Origin of the sequence: uncultured Methylobacterium sp. (assembly GCF_964244095.1) — a bacterium.
Taxonomy (GTDB): domain Bacteria; phylum Pseudomonadota; class Alphaproteobacteria; order Rhizobiales; family Beijerinckiaceae; genus Methylobacterium.
Genome location: NZ_CAXTHR010000011.1, coordinates 19,303 through 37,413, shown reverse-complemented (window position 1 = coordinate 37,413; position 18,111 = coordinate 19,303). Strand labels below are relative to the sequence as shown.

Genomic DNA, 18,111 nt, shown 5'->3' with positions numbered 1-18,111 from the left:
AGGGGGCGGGCGCATGGCCATGGAATCCTGGACCTTCCCCCCCGCCTACGACGACGGCTACGTCCCGCCCGAGGACAGCCGCTACTGGTTCCCCACGCGCGAGACCATGCCGGCCGGCGAGCGCGAGGCCGCCATCCTGGCGCGGCTCCGGGAGGTCTGCGCCTACGCCTATGCCAGCGCGCCGTTCTACCGCCGCCGCTGGGACGAGGCCGGTTTCCATCCCGACCGGCTCCGCAGCCTGGAGGATTTCGAGGACAAGGTCCCGGTGATCACCAAGGCGGAGCTGCGCGCCTCGCAGGCCGCGGCCCCGCCCTTCGGCGACTATCTCTGCGTGCCGGACCGCGAGATCTTCCACATCCACGGCACCAGCGGCACCACCGGCCGTCCCACGGCCTTCGCGATCGGCCGCGCCGACTGGAACGCCATCGCCAACGCGCATGCCCGCATCATGTGGGGCATGGGCCTGCGGCCCGGCGACATGATCTGCGTGGCCGCGATCCTCAGCCTGTACATGGGGAGCTGGGGCGCGCTCGCGGGCGCCGAGCGGCTCGGCGCCAAGGCGTTCCCGTTCGGCGCGGGCGCACCCGGCATGACCGCGCGCTGCGCCCAGTGGCTCGACAGCCTGAAGCCCGCGGGCTTCTACGGCACGCCGACCTACGCCCTGCACCTCGCCGAGGTCGCCCGCGCCGAGGGCCTCGACCCGCGCGCGTTCGGCCTGAAGACCATGTTCTTCTCCGGCGAGCCCGGCGCCTCGATTCCCGGCGTGCGCGACCGCATCGCCGAAGCCTTCGACGCGAAGGTGTTCGATTGCGGCTCGATGGCCGAGATGTCGCCCTTCATGAACGTCGCCGGCAGCGCGCAGACGGACGGGCTGCTGTGCTGGCAGGACGTGGTCTACACCGAGGTCTGCGACCCGGCGACCATGCGGCGCGTGCCCTACGGGCAGCGCGGCACGCCGGTCTACACGCATCTGGAGCGGACCTCGCAGCCGATGATCCGGCTGGCGTCGGGAGACCTCACCCTGTGGACCGAGGGGCCGACGCCGTGCGGGCGCACCTACCCGCACCTGCCCCAGGGCATCTTCGGGCGGATCGACGACATGTTCACGATCCGCGGCGAGAACGTCTACCCGAGCGAGATCGACGCGGCGCTCAACGAGACCGCGGGCTACGGCGGCGAGCACCGGATCTTCATCACCCGGCAGGCGGCGATGGACGAGCTCCTCCTGCGGATCGAGGCCGACGCGACGGTGTTCGCCCGCGGCCCGGAGGCCCTGGAGCAGTTCCGCAGCGCGACCTGCCACCGGCTGCAGAAGATGCTGGGCCTGCGGGCGCAGGCCGAGATCCTGCCGCCCAACAGCCTGCCGCGCACCGACTTCAAGGCGCGGCGCGTCGTCGACGACCGGGCCGTCTTCCGGGACATGCACGCCCAGATCGGCGGGGGCGGCGCGTGAGCATCGTCCCCTCGCTGGATCTCGTGCCCCGCATCGCGGCGGGCGCCATCCCGGCGATCGGCCGCCTGATCTCGCGGGCCGAGGCCGGCTCGGCCGAAGCCCGGCCCGCGCTCGCCGAGATCTACGGCCGGGCGGGGCGGGCCCACGTGGTCGGCCTGACGGGGGTGCCGGGCAGCGGCAAGTCGACCCTGGTCGCCATGCTCACGGCCCACCTGCGCCGGGCCGGCGGGAAGGTCGGCGTCGTGGCCATCGACCCGTCGAGCCCCTATTCCGGCGGCGCGATCCTGGGCGACCGCATCCGGATGGCCGAGCACGTCACCGATGCGGGCGTCTACATCCGCAGCATGGCCACCCGCGGCAGCATGGGCGGCATGGCGCGCGCCGCCCTCGACGCGGTCGACATCCTCGACGTCGCCGGCTTCGACACGGTGATCATCGAGACCGTCGGCGTCGGGCAGGACGAGGTCGAGATCGCCAAGGCGTCCCACACCACGATCGTGGTCTCGGCCCCGGGGCTCGGCGACGAGATCCAGGCGATCAAGGCCGGCATCCTCGAGATCGCCGACATCCACGTGGTCTCGAAATGCGACCGGAGCGATGCCAACCGCACGCTGACCGACCTCAAGCAGATGCTGACCCTCGGGGCGCTGACCGCCGGGCGCGCCGGGTGGCGCGTCCCGGTGATCGGCCTGAGCGCCTACAAGGGCGAGGGGTTCGAGGACCTGATCGGCGCGATCGCACGGCACCGGCACGTCGCGTTCGAGACCGAAGCGGGCGCGCGGCGGCGGCGCGCCATCGCCCGCTTCCGGCTGGAGAAGACCGCCGAGAACCTGCTGATGGAGCGCTTCGCCCGCAAGGCCGACGGGCTCGCCGGCCCGCTGGCGGAGCGCCTGAGCGCGCGCGGCAGCGACCCCTACACCCTCGCCAACACGCTGCTCGACGCAGCCCTCGGACCTGAAGCAGGCGGATCTGGAGCCCGTTCATGACCAGCATCATCGACAACACGGCCGTCGAGGCCATCCGCGCCGAGGTGGCGGACTGGGAGCGCACCGAGGTCGCCGCGTTCCTGAAGCGCCAGGCCGAGCGCAAGCCGGAATTCTTCACCCTCGGCGACATCCCGGTCAAGCGCGTCTACACCGTGGCCGACGCCGCCCAGACGCCGCTCGAGGATATCGGCCTGCCGGGCCGCTACCCCTTCACCCGCGGTCCGTATCCGACGATGTACCGGTCGCGGACCTGGACGATGCGCCAGATCGCCGGGTTCGGCACCGGCGAGGACACCAACAGGCGCTTCAAGTACCTGATCGCGCAAGGTCAGACCGGCATCTCGACCGACTTCGATATGCCGACGCTGATGGGCTACGATTCCGATCATCCGATGAGCGAGGGCGAGGTCGGGCGCGAGGGCGTCGCCATCGATACGCTGGCCGACATGGAGGCCCTGTTCGAAGACATCGATCTCGAAAAGATCTCCGTCTCGATGACGATCAACCCGTCGGCCTGGATCCTGCTCGCGATGTACATCGTGCTGGCGGAGAAGCGCGGCTACGATCTCGACAAGCTCTCTGGCACGGTCCAGGCCGACATCCTCAAGGAGTACATGGCGCAGAAGGAGTACGTGTTCCCGGTCGAGCCGTCGGTGCGGATCGTGCGGGACTGCATCACCTACTGCGCCAGAAACATGAAGCGCTACAACCCGATCAACATCTCGGGCTACCACATCTCGGAGGCCGGCTCCTCGCCGCTGCACGAGGCGGCCTTCACGCTGGCGAACCTGATCGTCTACGTTGAGGAGGTGCTCAAGACCGGCATGAAGGTCGACGAGTTCGCGCCGCGGCTGGCGTTCTTCTTCGTCTGCCAGGCGGACTTCTTTGAGGAGGTCGCCAAGTTCCGGGCGTTGCGGCGCTGCTATGCCAAGATCATGAAGGAACGCTTCGGGGCGAAGAACCCGGAATCGATGCGCCTGCGCTTCCACTGCCAGACGGCCGCCGCGTCGCTGACCAAGCCGCAATACATGGTCAACGTGGTGCGCACCTCGATGCAGGCGCTCGCCGCCGTGCTCGGCGGCTGCCAGTCGCTGCACACCAACGGCTACGACGAGGCGTTCGCGATCCCCACCGAGGATGCGATGCGCATGGCGCTGCGCACGCAGCAGGTCATCGCCGAGGAGACAAACGTCACGCAAGTCATCGACCCGCTCGGCGGCTCCTACTTCGTGGAATCCCTGACCACCGAGTACGAGACGCGGATCTTCGAGATCCTGAAGGAGGTCGAGGAGCGCGGCGGCACGCTGAAGCTGATCCAGGAGGGCTGGTTCCAGAAGAACATCGCCGACTTCGCCTACGAGACGGCGTTGCGCAAGCAATCGGGCGAGAAGCCGGTGATCGGGGTCAACCGCCTCGTCGACGGCGCGCCCGATCCCAAGATCGAGACGCACCCCTACGACCAATCGACCGCCGAGCGCCAATGCGCCCGCACGCAGCGCGTCCGGGCCGGTCGCGACGCGGTCAAGTTCGACCTTCTCCTGAAGCAGCTCGTGGAGGTCGCAAAGGACCCTCAGCAGAACATCATGCCGATCACGATCGAGCTGGTGCGCTCGGGCGCGACCATGGGCGACATCATCGAAACCTTGAAGGTGGTCTGGGGCACCTATCGCGAAACGCCTGTCTTCTGAGCGCGTTCGGGCCACGACGAAGCGCCGCCGCACGCGCTCGATGGTACGCTCGCTCACCCGGACCGCCTCGGCCACGGCCGTGTTCGACGAGCCGGGGCCAGCCTCCGAGGCGTCCGTCAGAAGAAGAACCCGTATAAGGCTTGGCACGGTCGGCGGCCATGGATTCCGGGTTCCGTTGCGCAGCCTCGGAATGACGGGAGGATTTAACAGCCGTTCGCTCCCCTTGCTCATCCGGCTTCCGAAGCCCTGGCCGCCGCTTGGCCCTGCTCCGGCACGGGCGCGCCCTTGATTCGCCGCGTTCGTCCCTCTAACTGCCGCCCATCGGCTGCGGGCCCCTCTGGCGGGATGCTCTTCCAAGATGCTTCCGTGATGTCGGAGCCGATGCTTTCCTTGCAAGAGAAGCATCACGGTCCCGCCCATGGTCGAACTCCTGTCCGTCGAATGGCTCGGCAAGCCGATCTGGATGTGGCTCGGGTTCCATGCCCTGGTCGCCGGGCTGCTGGCCTTCGATCTCGGCCTGCTCCACCGCGACAAGGACCACGAGATCGGCGTGCGCGAGAGCCTCCTGCTCACGGCGTTCTACTTCAGCCTCGGGCTGGCCTTCGGCGGCTGGATCTGGTGGTATCTCGGAGCCCAGGCTGCGCAGGAATACGTCACCGGCCTCGTGGTCGAGAAGTCGCTGTCGATGGACAACGTCTTCGTCATCGCCGTCATCCTCTCGGCGCTGGGCATCCCGCTCGCCGCCCAGCACCGGGTGCTGGTCTGGGGCATCCTCGCCGCCGTGCTGCTGCGCGGGCTGATGATCGGGCTTGGCGCCGCCCTGGTGCATCAGGCGGCCTGGGTGCTGTCGCTGTTTGCCGCCTTCCTGATCTATGCCGGCCTCAAGATGCTGTTCTCCAAGGAGGAGGCCGCGGGCGACATCCAGGACCATGCCGCCGTGCGCTGGCTGCGGGCCACGCTCCGCATCACGCCTGAGCTTCACGGCCAGCGTTTCGCGGTGCGGAAAACCGATCCGACGACCGGCAGGACCGCGCTCTGGCTCACGCCGCTGGCGCTGGCGCTCGTGCTGGTCAACGGCGCCGACGTGATCTTCGCCGTCGACAGCGTGCCGGCGATCTTCGCGATCACCACCGACACCTTCGTGGTCTACACCTCCAACATTTTCGCAATTCTGGGTCTTCGTGCGCTGTATTTCGCGCTCGCGGCGATGGTCGACCGCTTCGCCTACCTCAAGACGGCGCTCGCCTTCATCCTGATCTTCATCGGCACGAAGATCGTCGTGGCCGACACCTTCGGCCTCGTCCACGTGCCGCCGTGGGTCTCGCTCGCGGTCACGGTCGTGCTGCTGACGGTCGGCATCCTCTACAGCCTGTGGCGCACCCGCGGCGATGTCCATGAGGCCGTGACGCGGGAGGCCGAGATTCGCGGCCGGGCGTGAGCCGACAGCGCAGCGCCGGTGAAGCCGACCTTCATGGCGCCGCAGGCGGTCGCGCCGCGATCAGGTCGCGCAGCGTGGCGATGGTCGAGGCGTCGGCGATCCCGTCGACGCGGGCCTGCCGGAAGTGGCGCTGGAAGGCGGTCACCACCGCCCGCATGGGCTCGTCGAAGCTGCCCGTCACCGGCTGGTCGTAGCCGTAGAGCGCGAGCATCGCCTGGAGCGCCTCGATCGGCCGGCCGGAATCGCCGGCCGCGAAGAAGCGTCCGTCGCGCAAGGACGCTTCCGGCACGTGATGGCCGACGCCCTCGCTCGCCAGCCGTGCCCACGGGAAGGTCTCGCCCGGGTCCTGCTTGCGCGCGGGCGCGACGTCGGAATGCGCCAGCACCCGGTCCGCGGGGATCGACCAGCGCCGGACGATGTCGCGGCACAGCGCGCTCACGGAGCGGATCTGCGCGTCCGGATAGGGCGGCAGGCCGCCGGCATGGCCGGGATGGACGATCTCGACGCCGAGCGAGCGCGAATTGACGTCGCGTTCCCCGGCCCAGGACGCGCGCCCGGCATGCCACGCGCGCCGGCCCTCCGGCACCATCTGCACCACGGCGCCGTCCTCCAGCACGACGTAATGGGCCGAGACCTCGGCGAGCGGGTCGGCGAGGCGCCGCAGCGCGGCATCCGCACCGTCCATGCCGGTGTAGTGCAGGATCAGCATGTCCGGCCGCGGGCCGCGGCGCGCGCCGTGGTTCGGCGAGGGCATGATCCGGGCCGCGTGCGGGCTGTCCGGCGTCACGGCGCGCCGCGCTCCGCCGCGATCCGGTCGTGGGCCGCGTTGATCGCGGCCAGCCGCTTCGTGGCGATCGCCACCGCTTCCGGCGGCAGGCCACGGGCGATGGCGCGGTCGGGGTGGTTCTCGGCCACGAGTTGCCGGTGGCGGGCCTTCACCGCCGCGGCGTCGGCCCCGTGCTCCAGCCCGAGAACGAGGTAGGGATCGTCGGCGAGGCGCACGTGCCGGGCGGCGATGCGCCGGAACGCGCCATCCGTGAAGCCGAAGATCCCGGCCACCGCCCGCAGGTACGCCTCCTCGGCCTCGTGGATCGCCCCGTCGGCGGCGGCGATGTGGAACAGGCCGTCGAGCACGTCCTCGAGCAGGGCCGGCTCGTCATGGAAGACGTTGGCGAGTTGCCGCGCATAGGCCTCGTAGCCGCTGGTCGTGGCCTTGGCGAGGTCGAACAGGCGTTCGACGCCGGCCCGCTCCGCCTCGCCCACCCGCACCACCTTGCCGAACGCCTCGACCTCGGAGGGCGTCACCACGCCGTCGGATTTGGCCATCTTGGCGGCCAGCGCCACGAGGCCGGTGGTGAACACCACGTCGCGCGGCGTCGGGCCGAACGGCGCGCCCTCGCGGTCCACGAGGTAGTGGCCCGCGACGCCGCCGACGAGGGCGCCGAGGGGCCCGCCGATGCCCCAGCCGATCCCGGCGCCGCCGAGCTTGCCCCAGATCCCCGCACTCATCGGGGCGCCGCCGGGCTGGGGATCAGGGACATCGGCACGATCACCGGCAGGGGTTCCCTCGACGGGCCGGCGAAGACGACGTCCGGGCCGGCGACAGGGTGCCGGGATACAGGGTCCGCCCGCAACGAGGAAGGGCCGGAGCACGCTCCGACCCTTCGGCCTGCGCGGGCCTGAAAACGCTCAGCGGCAGTAGATGTCGCCGTAGGCGTCGCGGTAGGTGCCGTAGGGGCAGCGCGGCGCCGTGGAGGCGCCGACGATGGCGCCGCTCGCGCCGCCAATCGCGGCACCGGCGAGCGCCCCGCCGGCGCGGCCCGTGGCGGCGGCACCGATCGCGGCACCCGCGAGCGCGCCGAGGCCGGCGCCCCCGAGCGCGCGATCCTCCGGCGTGTTGCAGGCGCCGACCGAGAGGGCGAGGGCGCCGGCGAGCACGGTGGCGATGAGCTTCTTCATGGGTCCGAGACTCCCTTGTGCATCCGGTCCGGCGCTTCGCCGTGGCGATGGTGCGGTCCGAGCTTAGCCTTATGCGAGAGGAAAGGCACGGTCCACAGTCAAGGTTTCGCCACAGTCAAGGTTTCGCCACGGCCAAGGTTCCGCCACGGCCTGGACGGGGCGCCGGAAATCCCGACTTCGGCCGGCGGCGAGCGGGGTCCGATGACCGGCCGGTCGCCTGGCCGTCACTTCGCCGCCACGCGACCGCCGCGTGCGAAAAGCCCTCGGCAGGACGCGGCGGGCGAGGTAAGAGCCTGCGCAAGGCGGCTCCTGTCGATCCTGCGACACGACCGTCCATACGCGCCGTCCGAAGAGGATGCCATGCCGAGAGCCACCACGATCGTCCGCAAGGCGGCGGTCCGCCCCGACGCGGTCGTCGACACGATCGACCTCGACCATGCCGGGCGCCAGGCCGGGCACGCCCACCTGCACAGCGCGGGCGGGCTGCACATCGACCTCGCGCTGGCCAGGGCCGCAGCCCTCGAGGACGGCGACGCGCTGCGCCTCGACGACGGACGCCTCGTCGCGGTGAGGGCCGCGCCGGAACCGCTGCTGGCGGTGCGCGCCGGGAACCCGGCCCGGCTGATGCGCCTCGCGTGGCAGCTCGGCGGCAACCACGTCCCGGCCGAGATTGGCGCGGACGTGCTCCACGTTCCGGCCTCGCCCGCCACCGCCGAACTCGTCCGCGGCCAGGGCTGCACCGCGACGCCGGTCACGCGCGCGTTCCGCCCCGAGCGCATGGCGCACGACCACAGCACCTGCGGCCACGACCACGCGCACGATCATCACGATCACGCGGCGCAGGGCCATGCCGAGCAAAGCCATGCCGATCACGGACACGCAGCCGACGATCACGGGCACGGCCACGACCATGCCCCGCACGGCCACGACCACTGAGGCCCCGACCCGTTCCTGAACGCGCGAAGCCGTGGAGCCTTCGCGATCGGGCGGTCACGTGAGCATGCGCCTGATGGCCTCGGTTCGGCCGTCGCCGACATGATGCTTCAGGACGGCACCGAGATGCGCGCCGATGATCGCGTAGAACGACGCGGGCAGGACCCAGCCGTGCACGCCCGCCCAGAGCGATGCGCGGCCGGAATCGGGTGTCACGAGGGCCGGCAGGGACCAGCCGTAGAACTGGACGCCCGCGCCGTCATACGCCGTCATCAGGAATCCGCTTGCCGGAAACGCGACGATGAGGACGTAGAGGCCCACGTGCGTCGCCCGCGCGAGGCGTCTTTCCCAGGGGCTCGAATCCGGCGGAAGTCCCGGCGCCGGGCTGATCAGCAGCCAGCCGATCCGGAGCGCCACGACGATCAGAAGCGTCAGGCCCATCGTCTGATGCGCGGCGAGGAAGTCGGCACGGTCCGGCGACGCCACCGGAAGGACGGACAGGAACAGGCCCATCGGGAGGCTGCACAGCATCAGCGTCGCGGTGATCCAGTGGGCATAGCGCGAGACGAGCCCGAAGCGCGCGGGCGAATTCCGTAGAGGGGGCGCCGTCGCCGGGCGCCGCGTCTGCCGCCACGCCGCCCAGAGAAGGAAGGGCACCGCGACGCCTGCGACGAGGGCCTGCGCATTCAGGACGAGCGGCTTCCAGCGATCGAAGGCCGGCCCCGAGTCCGGGATCGCCGCGAAGGTGCCGTCGAAGTCGGCCAGCACGATCGAGAGCACGATCATCGTCAGACCGAGCGCCACGACGAGGGTCCCGATCGCGCGCAGCCACCGGTTGGCGTGGTTCAGCGTCACGGCGAGCACCAGCGCCAGGACCAGGTATCCCTCCGCCATCAGGGCCGTCCCGGCGCATGCGGACGCGAGGAGGCGGTCATGCGGCCAGCCCGCGGACGGCAAACGCGCTCGCCAGCATGCCGAACACGAAGAGCGGCACGCCGAAGCCGCTGTACCAGATCGCCCGCGCGGTCGGCGCGGCGAGGAATCGCTGCATCATCACGAGTTGCCCGGCGAGGAGGAGGACGACGATTGCTGCCTGGATCGGCGCGCCCCAGCGCAGCAGCAGCCCGATCACCACGACCTGCGGCAGCGCCATGACCCAGCAGGCGACGCGGGCCGCGCGCCCGGGTCCGAGCATCGCCGGGAGCGAGCGGATGCCCATCAGCCGGTCGCCCGTCACCGACTTGAAGTCGTTGAGCGTCATGATGCCGTGGGCGCCGAGGCTGTAGAGAGCTGCAAGGATCAGGGTCGGCGCCGGCGGCAGGGCGCCGCCGAGCATCACCGCCGCCCCCGTCACCCAAGCGAGGCCCTCGTAGCAGAGGCCGCAGGCGAGGTTGCCCCACCAGCCGTTGCGCTTCAGCCGGAGCGGCGGGGCGCTGTAGGCCCAGGCCAGCGCCAAGCCGACGCTGCCCGCGACGAAGACCCAGCGCCCGAGGCTCAGCGCCACCAGGAGCGACAGGGCCGTCCAGACCAGAGCGATCGAGAAACCCCAGGTTCCGGGGATGCGTCCCGAGGGGATCGGCCGGTCCGGCTCGTTGATGGCGTCGACCTCGCGGTCGTACCAGTCGTTTACCGCTTGACTCGTGGCGCAGACCAGCGGGCCGGCGAGCAGGATGCCGGCGAGCGCGATGCCCCAATGGCCTGCGAGCGGCACCCCCGAGGCGGCGACGCCGCAGCCGAAGGCCCACATCGGCGGGAACCACGTCACCGGCTTGAGCAGTTCCAGGATGGCTGCCGGGGCGGGATAGGACCGGGCCGTCACGCTCATGCGTCCGTCGTCCCGCGTCGCGGCCGCTCATCCTCGGCCGGCATCAGCCCGTAGGGCGCGACGAGCGCCCAGACATGGGCCGGCACCATCGTGCGCAGCCGCCGCGGCCGGTTGCGGCGCAGGTGCAGCACCGTCTCGACCGCCTTCATCTCGACGCGGGCGCGGGCGAATTCGAGGCCGCGCGGCCCGATCCGCGGCATCAGCCAGCCGACAATCGGGCGCACCCAATCGGGCATGCGCCGCAGGGGCAGGCCGCCCGCCGCGCGCGCGACGTTGGCGAGGAAGCCCCTCACCGGCCCCCGCCGCCTGCCGGCGCTGCCGGGCGCCGCGGTTCGCACCTCCGATCCCAGGAGGTCGAGCAGTTCCTCGCCCCGCGCATTGCGGACGACGAGCCACTGCTCGCCTTGTCCCGCCATGTAGCCGACGGTGATGTCCGACAGGACGTTGGTGTAGTCGACGCAGGTGCGGCAAGTCAGCGGGAAGAAGTCGGGCGGGAGCCGCGAGATCGGCAGTTGCAGGAACGGGATCGCCGTCACGCGCCCGTCCGCGAAGCGCAGCTCGACGTGATAGTCGGCGCGGAATTCGAGATAGACGATCGTCTCGGGGTCGTCGGCGAGCAAAGCGAGGAAGTCGTGGAACCGCTCCGTCGTCGTGTTGTCCGAGCACGGCGTGCCGATCACGTAGAGCTTGTCGAAGCCGAGTTCCGCTTCGAGCGCCCGCAGCGCGTAGACCTGACAGGGGATGCCGATCACCGCGAGCCGCCGGTAGCCGCGCGCGCGCGCCGGCTCCAGCAGGGCCAGCAGCGGCGCGTAGCCCATCCGCATGCCGCGGCAGGCCGCCATCCCCTCGGCTCGCGTGACCAGCACGGGCACCGGACGCCACCGGTCGTCGGGATCGGGCGCCATGGTGAGGACGGCGTCGACCGCGCCGGTCTCCAGCAGGCGCTCGGCGAGCCGCGTCGCGATCCCGCTCCATTGCGCGCCGTCGAGCGGCCGGACCAGGCTCGCGCGGAGCATCCGCCGGAACGGCCCGAAGAAGATCTCGTCGGTGCGCTCCGGATCGCGGGCCCGCCCGTGGACCTGCGCCTCCAGCGCGGCATAGTCGGGCTTGATGAACTGGCAGGCCCGTCCGCACCGCTTCGGGTCCGCGGTGCGCGAGATGCCGCAATCCGTACACAGATCGCGAGGGACGCCCTCGGCGATCGGCGGCGTCGACGGACAGGACGGCCGTGCTGCGGGATGATCGGGCCGGATCGCGTCCACTGATACTCTCTCGTCGGGTGCGATGGCGGCGGTCCGACGCGCAGGGGGCGGGACGGTCTTGCTAGGGATGCCGGCGTGCTTCGGCCGGGTCGGGACGACCGCCTTCCGGCCGTCATCCGCGCGGCGCATCAAACCTTCACATCACGCACCTGTAAAGCCGTCTTGACGCCGGCCGGCCCGGAATGCCGGCCGTTGCGGGGACGCGGTCCCGCTGCCCGAACGGCCCCATCCCTGCCCGGCCACGGACGCGAAGGCCGGGACCGCTCATCGCGGGCTCCGGTCCGGCTACCGTTCGATCGCCTGATAGACCAGGGTGTTGATCAGGTAGCGGTAGTGCCAGCGGGCGGGCCCCGGCGTGTGGGCCATGAACACCACGACGAGCCGTCGCGCCGGGTCGACCCACCAGTTCGTGCCGGTGGAGCCGGGCCAGGAGAAGTCGCCGACCGAGCCCAGCAGGCGCACCACGCCGGGGGTCGTGCGCACGGCCAGCCCGAGGCCGAAGCCGTAATCGGCCCGCGTCGGGTCGGCGCTGCCGACGCGGTTCCGCACCTGCGGCCCGAGCTGGTTCGACAGCATGAAGCGCGTCATCGCCGGGCTGAGCACGCGATGCCCGGAGAATTCGCCCTCGTTCAGCAGCATCGTGGCGAAGCGCAGGTAATCGGAGGCCGTCGAGACCGCGCAGCCGCCGCCGCACGCGAAGTTCGCGGCCTTGGTCGAATCGGGCTCCAGCGTCTGCGGCCGGCCGGTCGCCGGATCGTCGGGCAGCGCCCTCGCGTAGCGGGCCGCCTTCTCGGGCGGGACCATGAAGCCGGTGTCCGTCATGCCGAGCGGCTGGAACACGGCCTCCGACAGGTAGGCCCCGAGGCTGCGGCAGGTGAGCGCCTCGACCAGCAGACCGGTCACGTCGAGCCCGAAGCCGTAATCCCAGGTCGCGCCGGGCTGGTCGAGCAGCGGCGCATCCGACAGCCCGTCCAGGAACTGGTCGCCGGTCAGCGCCTTCGCCGCGGCGGCGCTGCCGGCCGGATACATCCGGTGCACGGCGGTGGTGCCGCGCCCGCCATAGACGAGGCCGGAGGTGTGGGTGAGGAGGTCGCGCACGGTGATCGGCCGGCTCGCCGGGACCGTGCGCAGCATCGCACCGCCCTCGTCCAGGACCGCGACCTTGGACTCGGCGAAGCGTCCGGGCAGGTAGGCGCTCACCGGCTCGTCGACGACGAGGCGGCCCTGCTCGGCCAGCGTGAGCGCGGCGACCGTGGTCATCGGCTTGGTCATCGAGGCGATCGAGAAGATCGTGTCCGTGGTCATCGCTACGCCGGCCGCCTTGTCGCGGAACCCGTAGGCTTCGAGCGCCACGAGCTTGCCGTCACGCGCGACGGCGAGCACCGCGCCGGGCAGCTTGCCGTCGGCCACGTCGCGCGCGATCACCTGCCCGATGCGGGCGAACCGCTCGAGCGAGAACCCCATCTCGGCGGGGCTCGCGCGGGGCAGCGGATCGCCCGCGGCTTGCGCGTGCGCGCCCGTAACCAGCCCGGCCAACGCGACGGCCGACAACAGGCGCTTCAGGACCATGACGACCTCGATCGTGACCGGGCGGCGACGGGCGTCACCGGACCGAGAAGGGGGACTGGTAGGGGCGGCCGAACGGGACGCCGTTGTTGACCGTCTGCACCGGGGCGAGGAAGCCCGTCCCGTCGCGGCGGTTGTTGCGGGTGTCGATCATGGAAAGCGGGCGCGCGACCCATTCCATCACCGAGACGTCGCCGGGCGCGCCGACCTGGAGCGTCCCGAGCTTGGGCATCCGGTCGATCACCTTGGCGGGCGCCAGGGTCGCCATCGCGATCACCTGTTCCAGGCTGAAGCCCAGCGGCAGGAACTTGCTCATCACCACGGGCAGGAACGGCATGCCCGGGGTGTTGCCGGAGACGACGTGGAGGTCGGACGAGATCGTGTCCGGAGGGGCGCCTTGCGCGATCGCAGCCTCGGCCACCGTGAAGTCGAAGGAGCCGCCGCCATGGCCGATGTCGAACACCACGCCGCGCTGCTTGGCCGCGAGCGCCGCCGGCAGGAGCTTCCCGTCCTGGACGATGTTGGTGAACTGGCCGCTGGTGTTCGGCGCACCCGAATAGCAGTGGGTGAGGATGTCGCCGGGCCGCAGCAGGTCGAGGATGCGGCTCATCAGGTCGGCGGTCTCGACGCCGCCGATATGGACCATGACCTTGGCCGGCCGGCCCGAGCGTTCGCAGGCCTGGATCGCGCGGCGGAGCGGCTCGGCGCCGTGCTTGAAGATGACGGTCTCCGACATCCGCACCTTGGCGCCGAGGACGAAGTCCGGGTTCTCGGCGATGGCGAGCGCGCAGGCGTCCACCTGCGCGTTGTCGATGTTGTAGAGTTCCGCCACCGGGAAGGCCGAGAGCCCGTTGTTGGCGATGTGCACGAAGGCGAACATCCGCGTCCGCGTCTGGGCCGCGATGTGGCGGCGCAGGGCCGCGATGTTGTTGGCGCCGGCGTCGCCGGCCGAGACCACCGTTGTGACGCCGGAGAACGGCACCGTCTCGTCGGCCGGGATGCCGATCGCCGAGCCGTAGGGATAGGTGTGGGCGTGCAGGTCGACGAGGCCGGGCAGCACCAGCTTGCCGGAGGCGTCGATCGTCTGCTTGGCGCGCGCCACCGGAATGTCCGGCTCCAGGGCCGCGACGATCCCGAACCGGATGCCGACGTCGCGCTTCGCGCGCAGGGACTGGCTCGGGTCGATCACCTCGCCGCCCTTGATCACCAGGTCGAACGTTTCCGGTGCGTCGGCGAAGGCGCGGCCGCCGGTCGCCGCGAGGGCTCCGGCCAGCGCCGCCCCGCCGAGCCACGCGCGCCGTGTCGGATCGCTCATGCTCGTCTCCTGTCGCTCGGTCGTCGTACCTGATCCGCGACGCTCACGGGGTCGGCGCCTGCGCGCCCTCGGCGAGGACATCGTGGACGGCGCGGTTCATGGACGCCACGTCGGCGGCCCTCGCCGCGCCGCCGGCCGCGTCTCGCGCCGGTCACGGCTCGGCCGTCCGGATGCCGGCCGGCCCGTTGCCGGTCCTGATCGTGCCGGCGGGCGCCAGCCGCGACCCGTCGAAGGAGAAGGCGAGAATCTCGCGCTCGATCATGCACTGCGTCAGGAGGGTGCGCCCGTCTCGGCTCCAGACGATGCCCTGGCACCAGTGCCCGACCTCGGCCTCGGCGACCTTCACGAGGTCGAACCCGGAGATCCGGTAGATCTTCAGGAGGCCGTGCTCGCTGTAGAAGGGCGAGGAGGCGGCCTTGTTCGAGCCGTTGATGACGCCGACCGCGAGGAACGCCCCGTCCGGCGACAGCTTGAGGCCCTCGGGCGTCTGGCCGACGGTGGTGGTGGCGACGACCCGCGGCGGCTTCGCGGTGAGGTCGATCAGGCTGACCGTGTCCGCATCGCCCATCCCCATGCCGATGTTGGCGACCGCCGCGAGGGCACCCTCGCCCGTGATGTCGATCCCGTACGGGCGGATGCCCGCGAACAGGTCGCGCTTGGCATAAGCCACCGTGTCGCCGTCGATCGTCAGGACGGAGATGCGCCAATCCCCGTCGCGGGTGACGTAGGCAGTCTTTCCGTCGCGGGTGAAGGCAATGGCGCTCGGGCCCGACTTCTCGTCGCCGAGCCTGACCCGCCCAGCATCCGCGAGGACGCCCGCCTTGATCGTGAACACCGAGACCGTACCCTCGTTGCGGTTGGCCACGAGTGCCAGCGTCCCGGCCCGGTTGATCGAGACCCCCGCCGCGCCGGGGCCGACCGGATGCGTCGCGACGACCTTCGGCGGGCTCGTCCTCAGGTCGATGACGCTCAGCCGATCGTCGGGCGCGAACGTCTTCGGGGCCTTCGGGTCGAGCTTCTGTGCGGCCGTGACGAGGGCGAAGCTCTCGTCCGGCGCGACGGCGACCGACGAGGGCGGCCCGGCGACGCTCGCGGGCGCCGCGATCTCCGAGAGCACGCGCGGGGGCGAGGCCGAGAGGTCGATGACCGAGACCGTGTCGGGCACCACGGCGCCGGGTACGACCTGCGCGCCATTCTCGAGGGTGGCCTTGCCGTCGTTGGCCGAGACCGCGATCTCGGCCCGCGCGCCGCCGGCCGCCGCGAGCCACAACGCCGCGCCGAACGCAGCTCTGCCGACCAGCATCCTCTCGCCTCCCGCATGACGGCGCTCGTTCGTCGGCTGCCGATGCGAAAGCTGTAGCGGTGGCGAGGATCGCCCGGCGAGGCGCTTCCGATCCATTCCCTGACGATCGAGCCCGATTGTCCGGGTCCCTGTCGACGACGACCGAGTCATGGTATCGGGCCGTTCCGCGCATCCGACCCTATCGCACCCGTGCTTCCGGGCCCGATGCAGGGGGCGGGTGCGACGGGGACGGCGCAGCCCTGCTCCCGGCGACGAAACGGGTTCGGACGGGATCAAGCCCCAGCTCACGGAACGGACGGGACGTGTCGCAAGCGGTTCACAGATCCAGCGATTTCAGTCCGTGGCGCTTTTCCATCGCCCCGATGATGGATTGGACGGACCGGCATTGCCGGGCGTTCCACAGAGTGCTGTCGAAGCGCGCGCGGCTCTACACCGAGATGGTGACCACCGGCGCGGTCATCCACGGCCCGCGCGAGCGCCTGCTCGGGTTCTCGGACGCCGAGCATCCGGTCGCGGTGCAACTCGGCGGCTCGGAGCCCGCCGAGCTCGCCGAGGCCGCGCGGATCGCGGAAGGGTTCGGCTACGACGAGATCAACCTCAACGTCGGCTGCCCCTCGGACCGGGTGCAGGACGGGCGCTTCGGCGCCTGCCTGATGCGCGAGCCCGCCCGTGTCGGCGCCTGCGTCGCGGCGATGAAGGCGGCGGTGCGCGTGCCGGTGACGGTGAAGTGCCGCATCGGCGTCGATGACCAGGACCCGGAGCAGGCCCTCGACGCGCTTGCCGGGGCCGTGGTCGCGGCGGGCGTCGACGGCCTGATCGTGCATGCGCGGAAGGCCTGGCTCCAGGGCCTGTCGCCGAAGGAGAACCGCGACGTGCCGCCCCTCGACTACGACCGGGTGGTCCGGCTCAAGCGCGCGCGGCCGGGCCTGCCGATCGCGGTCAACGGCGGGATCGCCACGGTCGCGCAGGCGAAGGTTCACCTGCGGGATCTGGACGGCGCGATGATCGGGCGCGCAGCCTACGGCGACCCGGCGGGGCTGATCGCGGTCGATCCCGAGCTGTTCGGCGCGGCGCCCCCGGTCGCGGACGCCTTCGCGGCGGTCGAGGCCTACGGCGCTTACGTCGCCGAGGCGCTCGCCCGCGGCGAGCGGCTGCACGCGATGACGCGGCACATGCTCGGCCTGTTCAACGGCCGCCCCGGGGCGCGGGCCTTCCGCCGCCACCTCTCGACGGCAGGCACGCGCGGCGACGCCGACCTCGCCACGCTCCGCGCGGCCGTGGCGATGGTGTCGCGCGCGGCGCCGGAACGCGACGCGGCCTGAGCCCTCTCGAGCACGGTGGACGCCGCCTCGCGTGGAGACGACGCGAGCCGACACAATGACCTAAGTCTCCGTGTGGTCGCATTTTCGTGGTCGCATTTTCTTCACGCGAGCCGGCATCCACCGCGCTGGAAAATGCTCTAGCGCCCGCGCAGGATCAGCCGGTCGCCGCGGACCTCGTAGCCGGGCAGCCGCGTGAGGAAGCTCTGCCCGAGCAGGTTGCCCTCCAGCGCGCCGGGCCTCGCGACCAGGGCGGAGACGCCCCGCTCGGTGATCGGGCCGACGCTGAGCGAATCGATGGCGGCCGGCGCGGCGTAGGCGGTCCCGTTGGCCGTCGAGACGCGGATGCCGAATTCGGCCTCGGCCGGGCGGATGCCGAGGGCGGCGGCGTTCTCCGCCGTCAGCACCACGGCGCTCGCGCCGGTATCGAAGGCGAAGGCCTGGGGGCGCCCGTTGACCAGCGCGTCGATGCGGAACGCGCCGTCCGCGCGCCGGGTGATCGTCACGGTGCCGCCGGGGCCGACCGCCGCCGAGCCGGGACGCAGCTCGCCCATCACCCGGGCGCCGACGTCCCGGAGCCCGTCGCGGTAGGCGTAGCCGACGACGCAGGCGAGGCCGAGCCCGACCCAGACCGCGAGCGCCCGCAGGTTCCGGCCGGGCGCGCCGCCGAACTGCCGCCAGAAGCCCGCGACCACCAGGGCGAGGATGCCGACGCCCCAGGCGAGACCGGCCAGTTGTTCCGGCTCGACCGCTCCGCCGATCCGGCCGCCGTCGGCGAGCACGAGCACGGCCACCACCAGCCCGATCGCGACCAGCCCGAGCCTCATCCCGCCGACGCCTCCGCCGACGGGAGCCGGACCGCGCGAAGCCGTGCCGGGAGCCCCGCTATGATCGCGCGGCGTCGTCCTTCCGGCAGCGCGCCCCACGACGCGATCTCGTCGCGGCTGCGGCCGCAGCCGATGCACAGGCCGCTTGCTTCCTCGATCACGCAGACCTTGGTGCAGGGGCTCGACGGCTTGTTCGGGGACGCGTTCATCGCGCCTCCATGCCCGCTCGGGCCCGGG

At 71.5% G+C, this 18,111-nt stretch carries 17 protein-coding genes; 6 read left to right on the top strand and 11 right to left on the bottom strand.

Going from position 1 to position 18,111, the window contains the following annotated elements; all coding sequences use genetic code 11:
• Positions 1-13 precede the first annotated feature (13 nt).
• The 4 genes from ACFE86_RS03485 to ACFE86_RS03470 all read left to right on the top strand — a co-directional run bounded on the left by ACFE86_RS03485 (position 14) and on the right by ACFE86_RS03470 (position 5,565).
• Complete coding sequence (locus tag ACFE86_RS03485) at positions 14-1,453, top strand: phenylacetate--CoA ligase family protein (RefSeq protein WP_375453942.1); 1,440 nt, start codon at positions 14-16, stop codon at positions 1,451-1,453.
• Entirely contained in the window at positions 1,450-2,439 is a 990-nt protein-coding gene (gene meaB / locus ACFE86_RS03480; protein ID WP_375453941.1) for a methylmalonyl Co-A mutase-associated GTPase MeaB, read from the top strand. Before ACFE86_RS03485 ends, meaB begins: the two co-directional genes overlap by 4 nt.
• Positions 2,436-4,127, top strand: coding sequence for a methylmalonyl-CoA mutase family protein (locus ACFE86_RS03475; protein WP_375453940.1), 1,692 nt, complete (start codon positions 2,436-2,438; stop codon positions 4,125-4,127). Before meaB ends, ACFE86_RS03475 begins: the two co-directional genes overlap by 4 nt.
• A gap of 418 nt (positions 4,128-4,545) precedes the next feature.
• Positions 4,546-5,565, top strand: coding sequence for a TerC family protein (locus tag ACFE86_RS03470; protein WP_375453939.1), 1,020 nt, complete (start codon positions 4,546-4,548; stop codon positions 5,563-5,565).
• Between the two features lie 31 nt (positions 5,566-5,596).
• Here ACFE86_RS03470 and ACFE86_RS03465 read toward each other — a convergent pair whose 3' ends face one another.
• The 3 genes from ACFE86_RS03465 to ACFE86_RS03455 form a co-directional block, all read right to left on the bottom strand.
• Complete coding sequence (locus tag ACFE86_RS03465; protein WP_375453957.1) at positions 5,597-6,319, bottom strand: N-acetylmuramoyl-L-alanine amidase; 723 nt, start codon at positions 6,317-6,319, stop codon at positions 5,597-5,599.
• A gap of 29 nt (positions 6,320-6,348) precedes the next feature.
• A complete protein-coding gene (locus ACFE86_RS03460) occupies positions 6,349-7,074 on the bottom strand; it encodes a TerB family tellurite resistance protein (RefSeq protein ID WP_375453938.1) in 726 nt (241 codons plus the stop codon).
• A 180-nt stretch (positions 7,075-7,254) separates the two neighbouring features.
• Positions 7,255-7,524, bottom strand: a complete 270-nt coding sequence (locus tag ACFE86_RS03455; RefSeq protein WP_375453937.1) for a hypothetical protein — start codon at positions 7,522-7,524, stop codon at positions 7,255-7,257.
• A gap of 360 nt (positions 7,525-7,884) precedes the next feature.
• Here ACFE86_RS03455 and ACFE86_RS03450 point away from each other — a divergent pair, with 360 nt between their 5' ends.
• Positions 7,885-8,460 (top strand): urease accessory protein UreE, encoded by a 576-nt coding sequence (locus ACFE86_RS03450; protein WP_375453936.1) that lies wholly within the window; start codon positions 7,885-7,887, stop codon positions 8,458-8,460.
• Between the two features lie 54 nt (positions 8,461-8,514).
• On the opposite strand, the gene ACFE86_RS03445 is transcribed toward ACFE86_RS03450, so the two are convergent.
• From ACFE86_RS03445 to ACFE86_RS03420, 6 genes are all read right to left on the bottom strand, one after another.
• Positions 8,515-9,351 (bottom strand): cytochrome b, encoded by an 837-nt coding sequence (locus tag ACFE86_RS03445; RefSeq protein ID WP_375453935.1) that lies wholly within the window; start codon positions 9,349-9,351, stop codon positions 8,515-8,517.
• A gap of 37 nt (positions 9,352-9,388) precedes the next feature.
• A complete protein-coding gene (gene chlG, locus ACFE86_RS03440) occupies positions 9,389-10,282 on the bottom strand; it encodes a chlorophyll synthase ChlG (protein ID WP_375453934.1) in 894 nt (297 codons plus the stop codon).
• Positions 10,279-11,544 (bottom strand): Coenzyme F420 hydrogenase/dehydrogenase, beta subunit C-terminal domain, encoded by a 1,266-nt coding sequence (locus tag ACFE86_RS03435; RefSeq protein WP_375453933.1) that lies wholly within the window; start codon positions 11,542-11,544, stop codon positions 10,279-10,281. The genes chlG and ACFE86_RS03435 overlap by 4 nt, the downstream gene beginning before the upstream one ends.
• Before the next feature lie 285 nt (positions 11,545-11,829).
• Positions 11,830-13,113 (bottom strand): serine hydrolase domain-containing protein, encoded by a 1,284-nt coding sequence (locus tag ACFE86_RS03430; protein WP_375453932.1) that lies wholly within the window; start codon positions 13,111-13,113, stop codon positions 11,830-11,832.
• Positions 13,114-13,147: 34 nt separating this feature from the next.
• Positions 13,148-14,425 carry an amidohydrolase gene (locus tag ACFE86_RS03425; RefSeq protein ID WP_375453931.1) on the bottom strand — a complete coding sequence of 426 codons (1,278 nt, stop codon included), beginning with the start codon at positions 14,423-14,425 and terminating at the stop codon, positions 13,148-13,150.
• Positions 14,426-14,576: 151 nt separating this feature from the next.
• Positions 14,577-15,728 carry a YncE family protein gene (locus ACFE86_RS03420; protein ID WP_375453930.1) on the bottom strand — a complete coding sequence of 384 codons (1,152 nt, stop codon included), beginning with the start codon at positions 15,726-15,728 and terminating at the stop codon, positions 14,577-14,579.
• A gap of 302 nt (positions 15,729-16,030) precedes the next feature.
• Here ACFE86_RS03420 and dusA point away from each other — a divergent pair, with 302 nt between their 5' ends.
• Positions 16,031-17,050 (top strand): tRNA dihydrouridine(20/20a) synthase DusA, encoded by a 1,020-nt coding sequence (gene dusA, locus ACFE86_RS03415; protein WP_375453929.1) that lies wholly within the window; start codon positions 16,031-16,033, stop codon positions 17,048-17,050.
• Between the two features lie 137 nt (positions 17,051-17,187).
• Here the strand turns inward: dusA and ACFE86_RS03410 are convergent, their stop codons facing one another.
• Positions 17,188-17,874 carry a TIGR02281 family clan AA aspartic protease gene (locus ACFE86_RS03410; RefSeq protein WP_375453928.1) on the bottom strand — a complete coding sequence of 229 codons (687 nt, stop codon included), beginning with the start codon at positions 17,872-17,874 and terminating at the stop codon, positions 17,188-17,190.
• Complete coding sequence (locus tag ACFE86_RS03405; protein ID WP_375453927.1) at positions 17,871-18,083, bottom strand: DUF1289 domain-containing protein; 213 nt, start codon at positions 18,081-18,083, stop codon at positions 17,871-17,873. The genes ACFE86_RS03410 and ACFE86_RS03405 overlap by 4 nt, the downstream gene beginning before the upstream one ends.
• Between the last annotated feature and the right edge of the window lie 28 nt (positions 18,084-18,111).

Excerpts from the sequence above, each read along its gene's own strand:
- ACFE86_RS03445 (WP_375453935.1), bottom strand. The coding sequence starts at position 9,351 with ATGGCGGAGGGATACCTGGTCCTGGCGCTGGTGCTCGCCGTGACGCTG.
- ACFE86_RS03465 (WP_375453957.1), bottom strand. The coding sequence starts at position 6,319 with ATGCCCTCGCCGAACCACGGCGCGCGCCGCGGCCCGCGGCCGGACATG.
- chlG (WP_375453934.1), bottom strand. The coding sequence starts at position 10,282 with ATGAGCGTGACGGCCCGGTCCTATCCCGCCCCGGCAGCCATCCTGGAA.
- ACFE86_RS03425 (WP_375453931.1), bottom strand. The coding sequence starts at position 14,425 with ATGAGCGATCCGACACGGCGCGCGTGGCTCGGCGGGGCGGCGCTGGCC.
- ACFE86_RS03410 (WP_375453928.1), bottom strand. The coding sequence starts at position 17,874 with ATGAGGCTCGGGCTGGTCGCGATCGGGCTGGTGGTGGCCGTGCTCGTG.
- ACFE86_RS03450 (WP_375453936.1), top strand. The coding sequence starts at position 7,885 with ATGCCGAGAGCCACCACGATCGTCCGCAAGGCGGCGGTCCGCCCCGAC.
- ACFE86_RS03430 (WP_375453932.1), bottom strand. The coding sequence starts at position 13,113 with ATGGTCCTGAAGCGCCTGTTGTCGGCCGTCGCGTTGGCCGGGCTGGTT.
- ACFE86_RS03455 (WP_375453937.1), bottom strand. The coding sequence starts at position 7,524 with ATGAAGAAGCTCATCGCCACCGTGCTCGCCGGCGCCCTCGCCCTCTCG.
- ACFE86_RS03485 (WP_375453942.1), top strand. The coding sequence starts at position 14 with ATGGCCATGGAATCCTGGACCTTCCCCCCCGCCTACGACGACGGCTAC.
- ACFE86_RS03460 (WP_375453938.1), bottom strand. The coding sequence starts at position 7,074 with ATGAGTGCGGGGATCTGGGGCAAGCTCGGCGGCGCCGGGATCGGCTGG.
- ACFE86_RS03475 (WP_375453940.1), top strand. The coding sequence starts at position 2,436 with ATGACCAGCATCATCGACAACACGGCCGTCGAGGCCATCCGCGCCGAG.
- ACFE86_RS03405 (WP_375453927.1), bottom strand. The coding sequence starts at position 18,083 with ATGAACGCGTCCCCGAACAAGCCGTCGAGCCCCTGCACCAAGGTCTGC.
- ACFE86_RS03420 (WP_375453930.1), bottom strand. The coding sequence starts at position 15,728 with ATGCTGGTCGGCAGAGCTGCGTTCGGCGCGGCGTTGTGGCTCGCGGCG.
- ACFE86_RS03470 (WP_375453939.1), top strand. The coding sequence starts at position 4,546 with ATGGTCGAACTCCTGTCCGTCGAATGGCTCGGCAAGCCGATCTGGATG.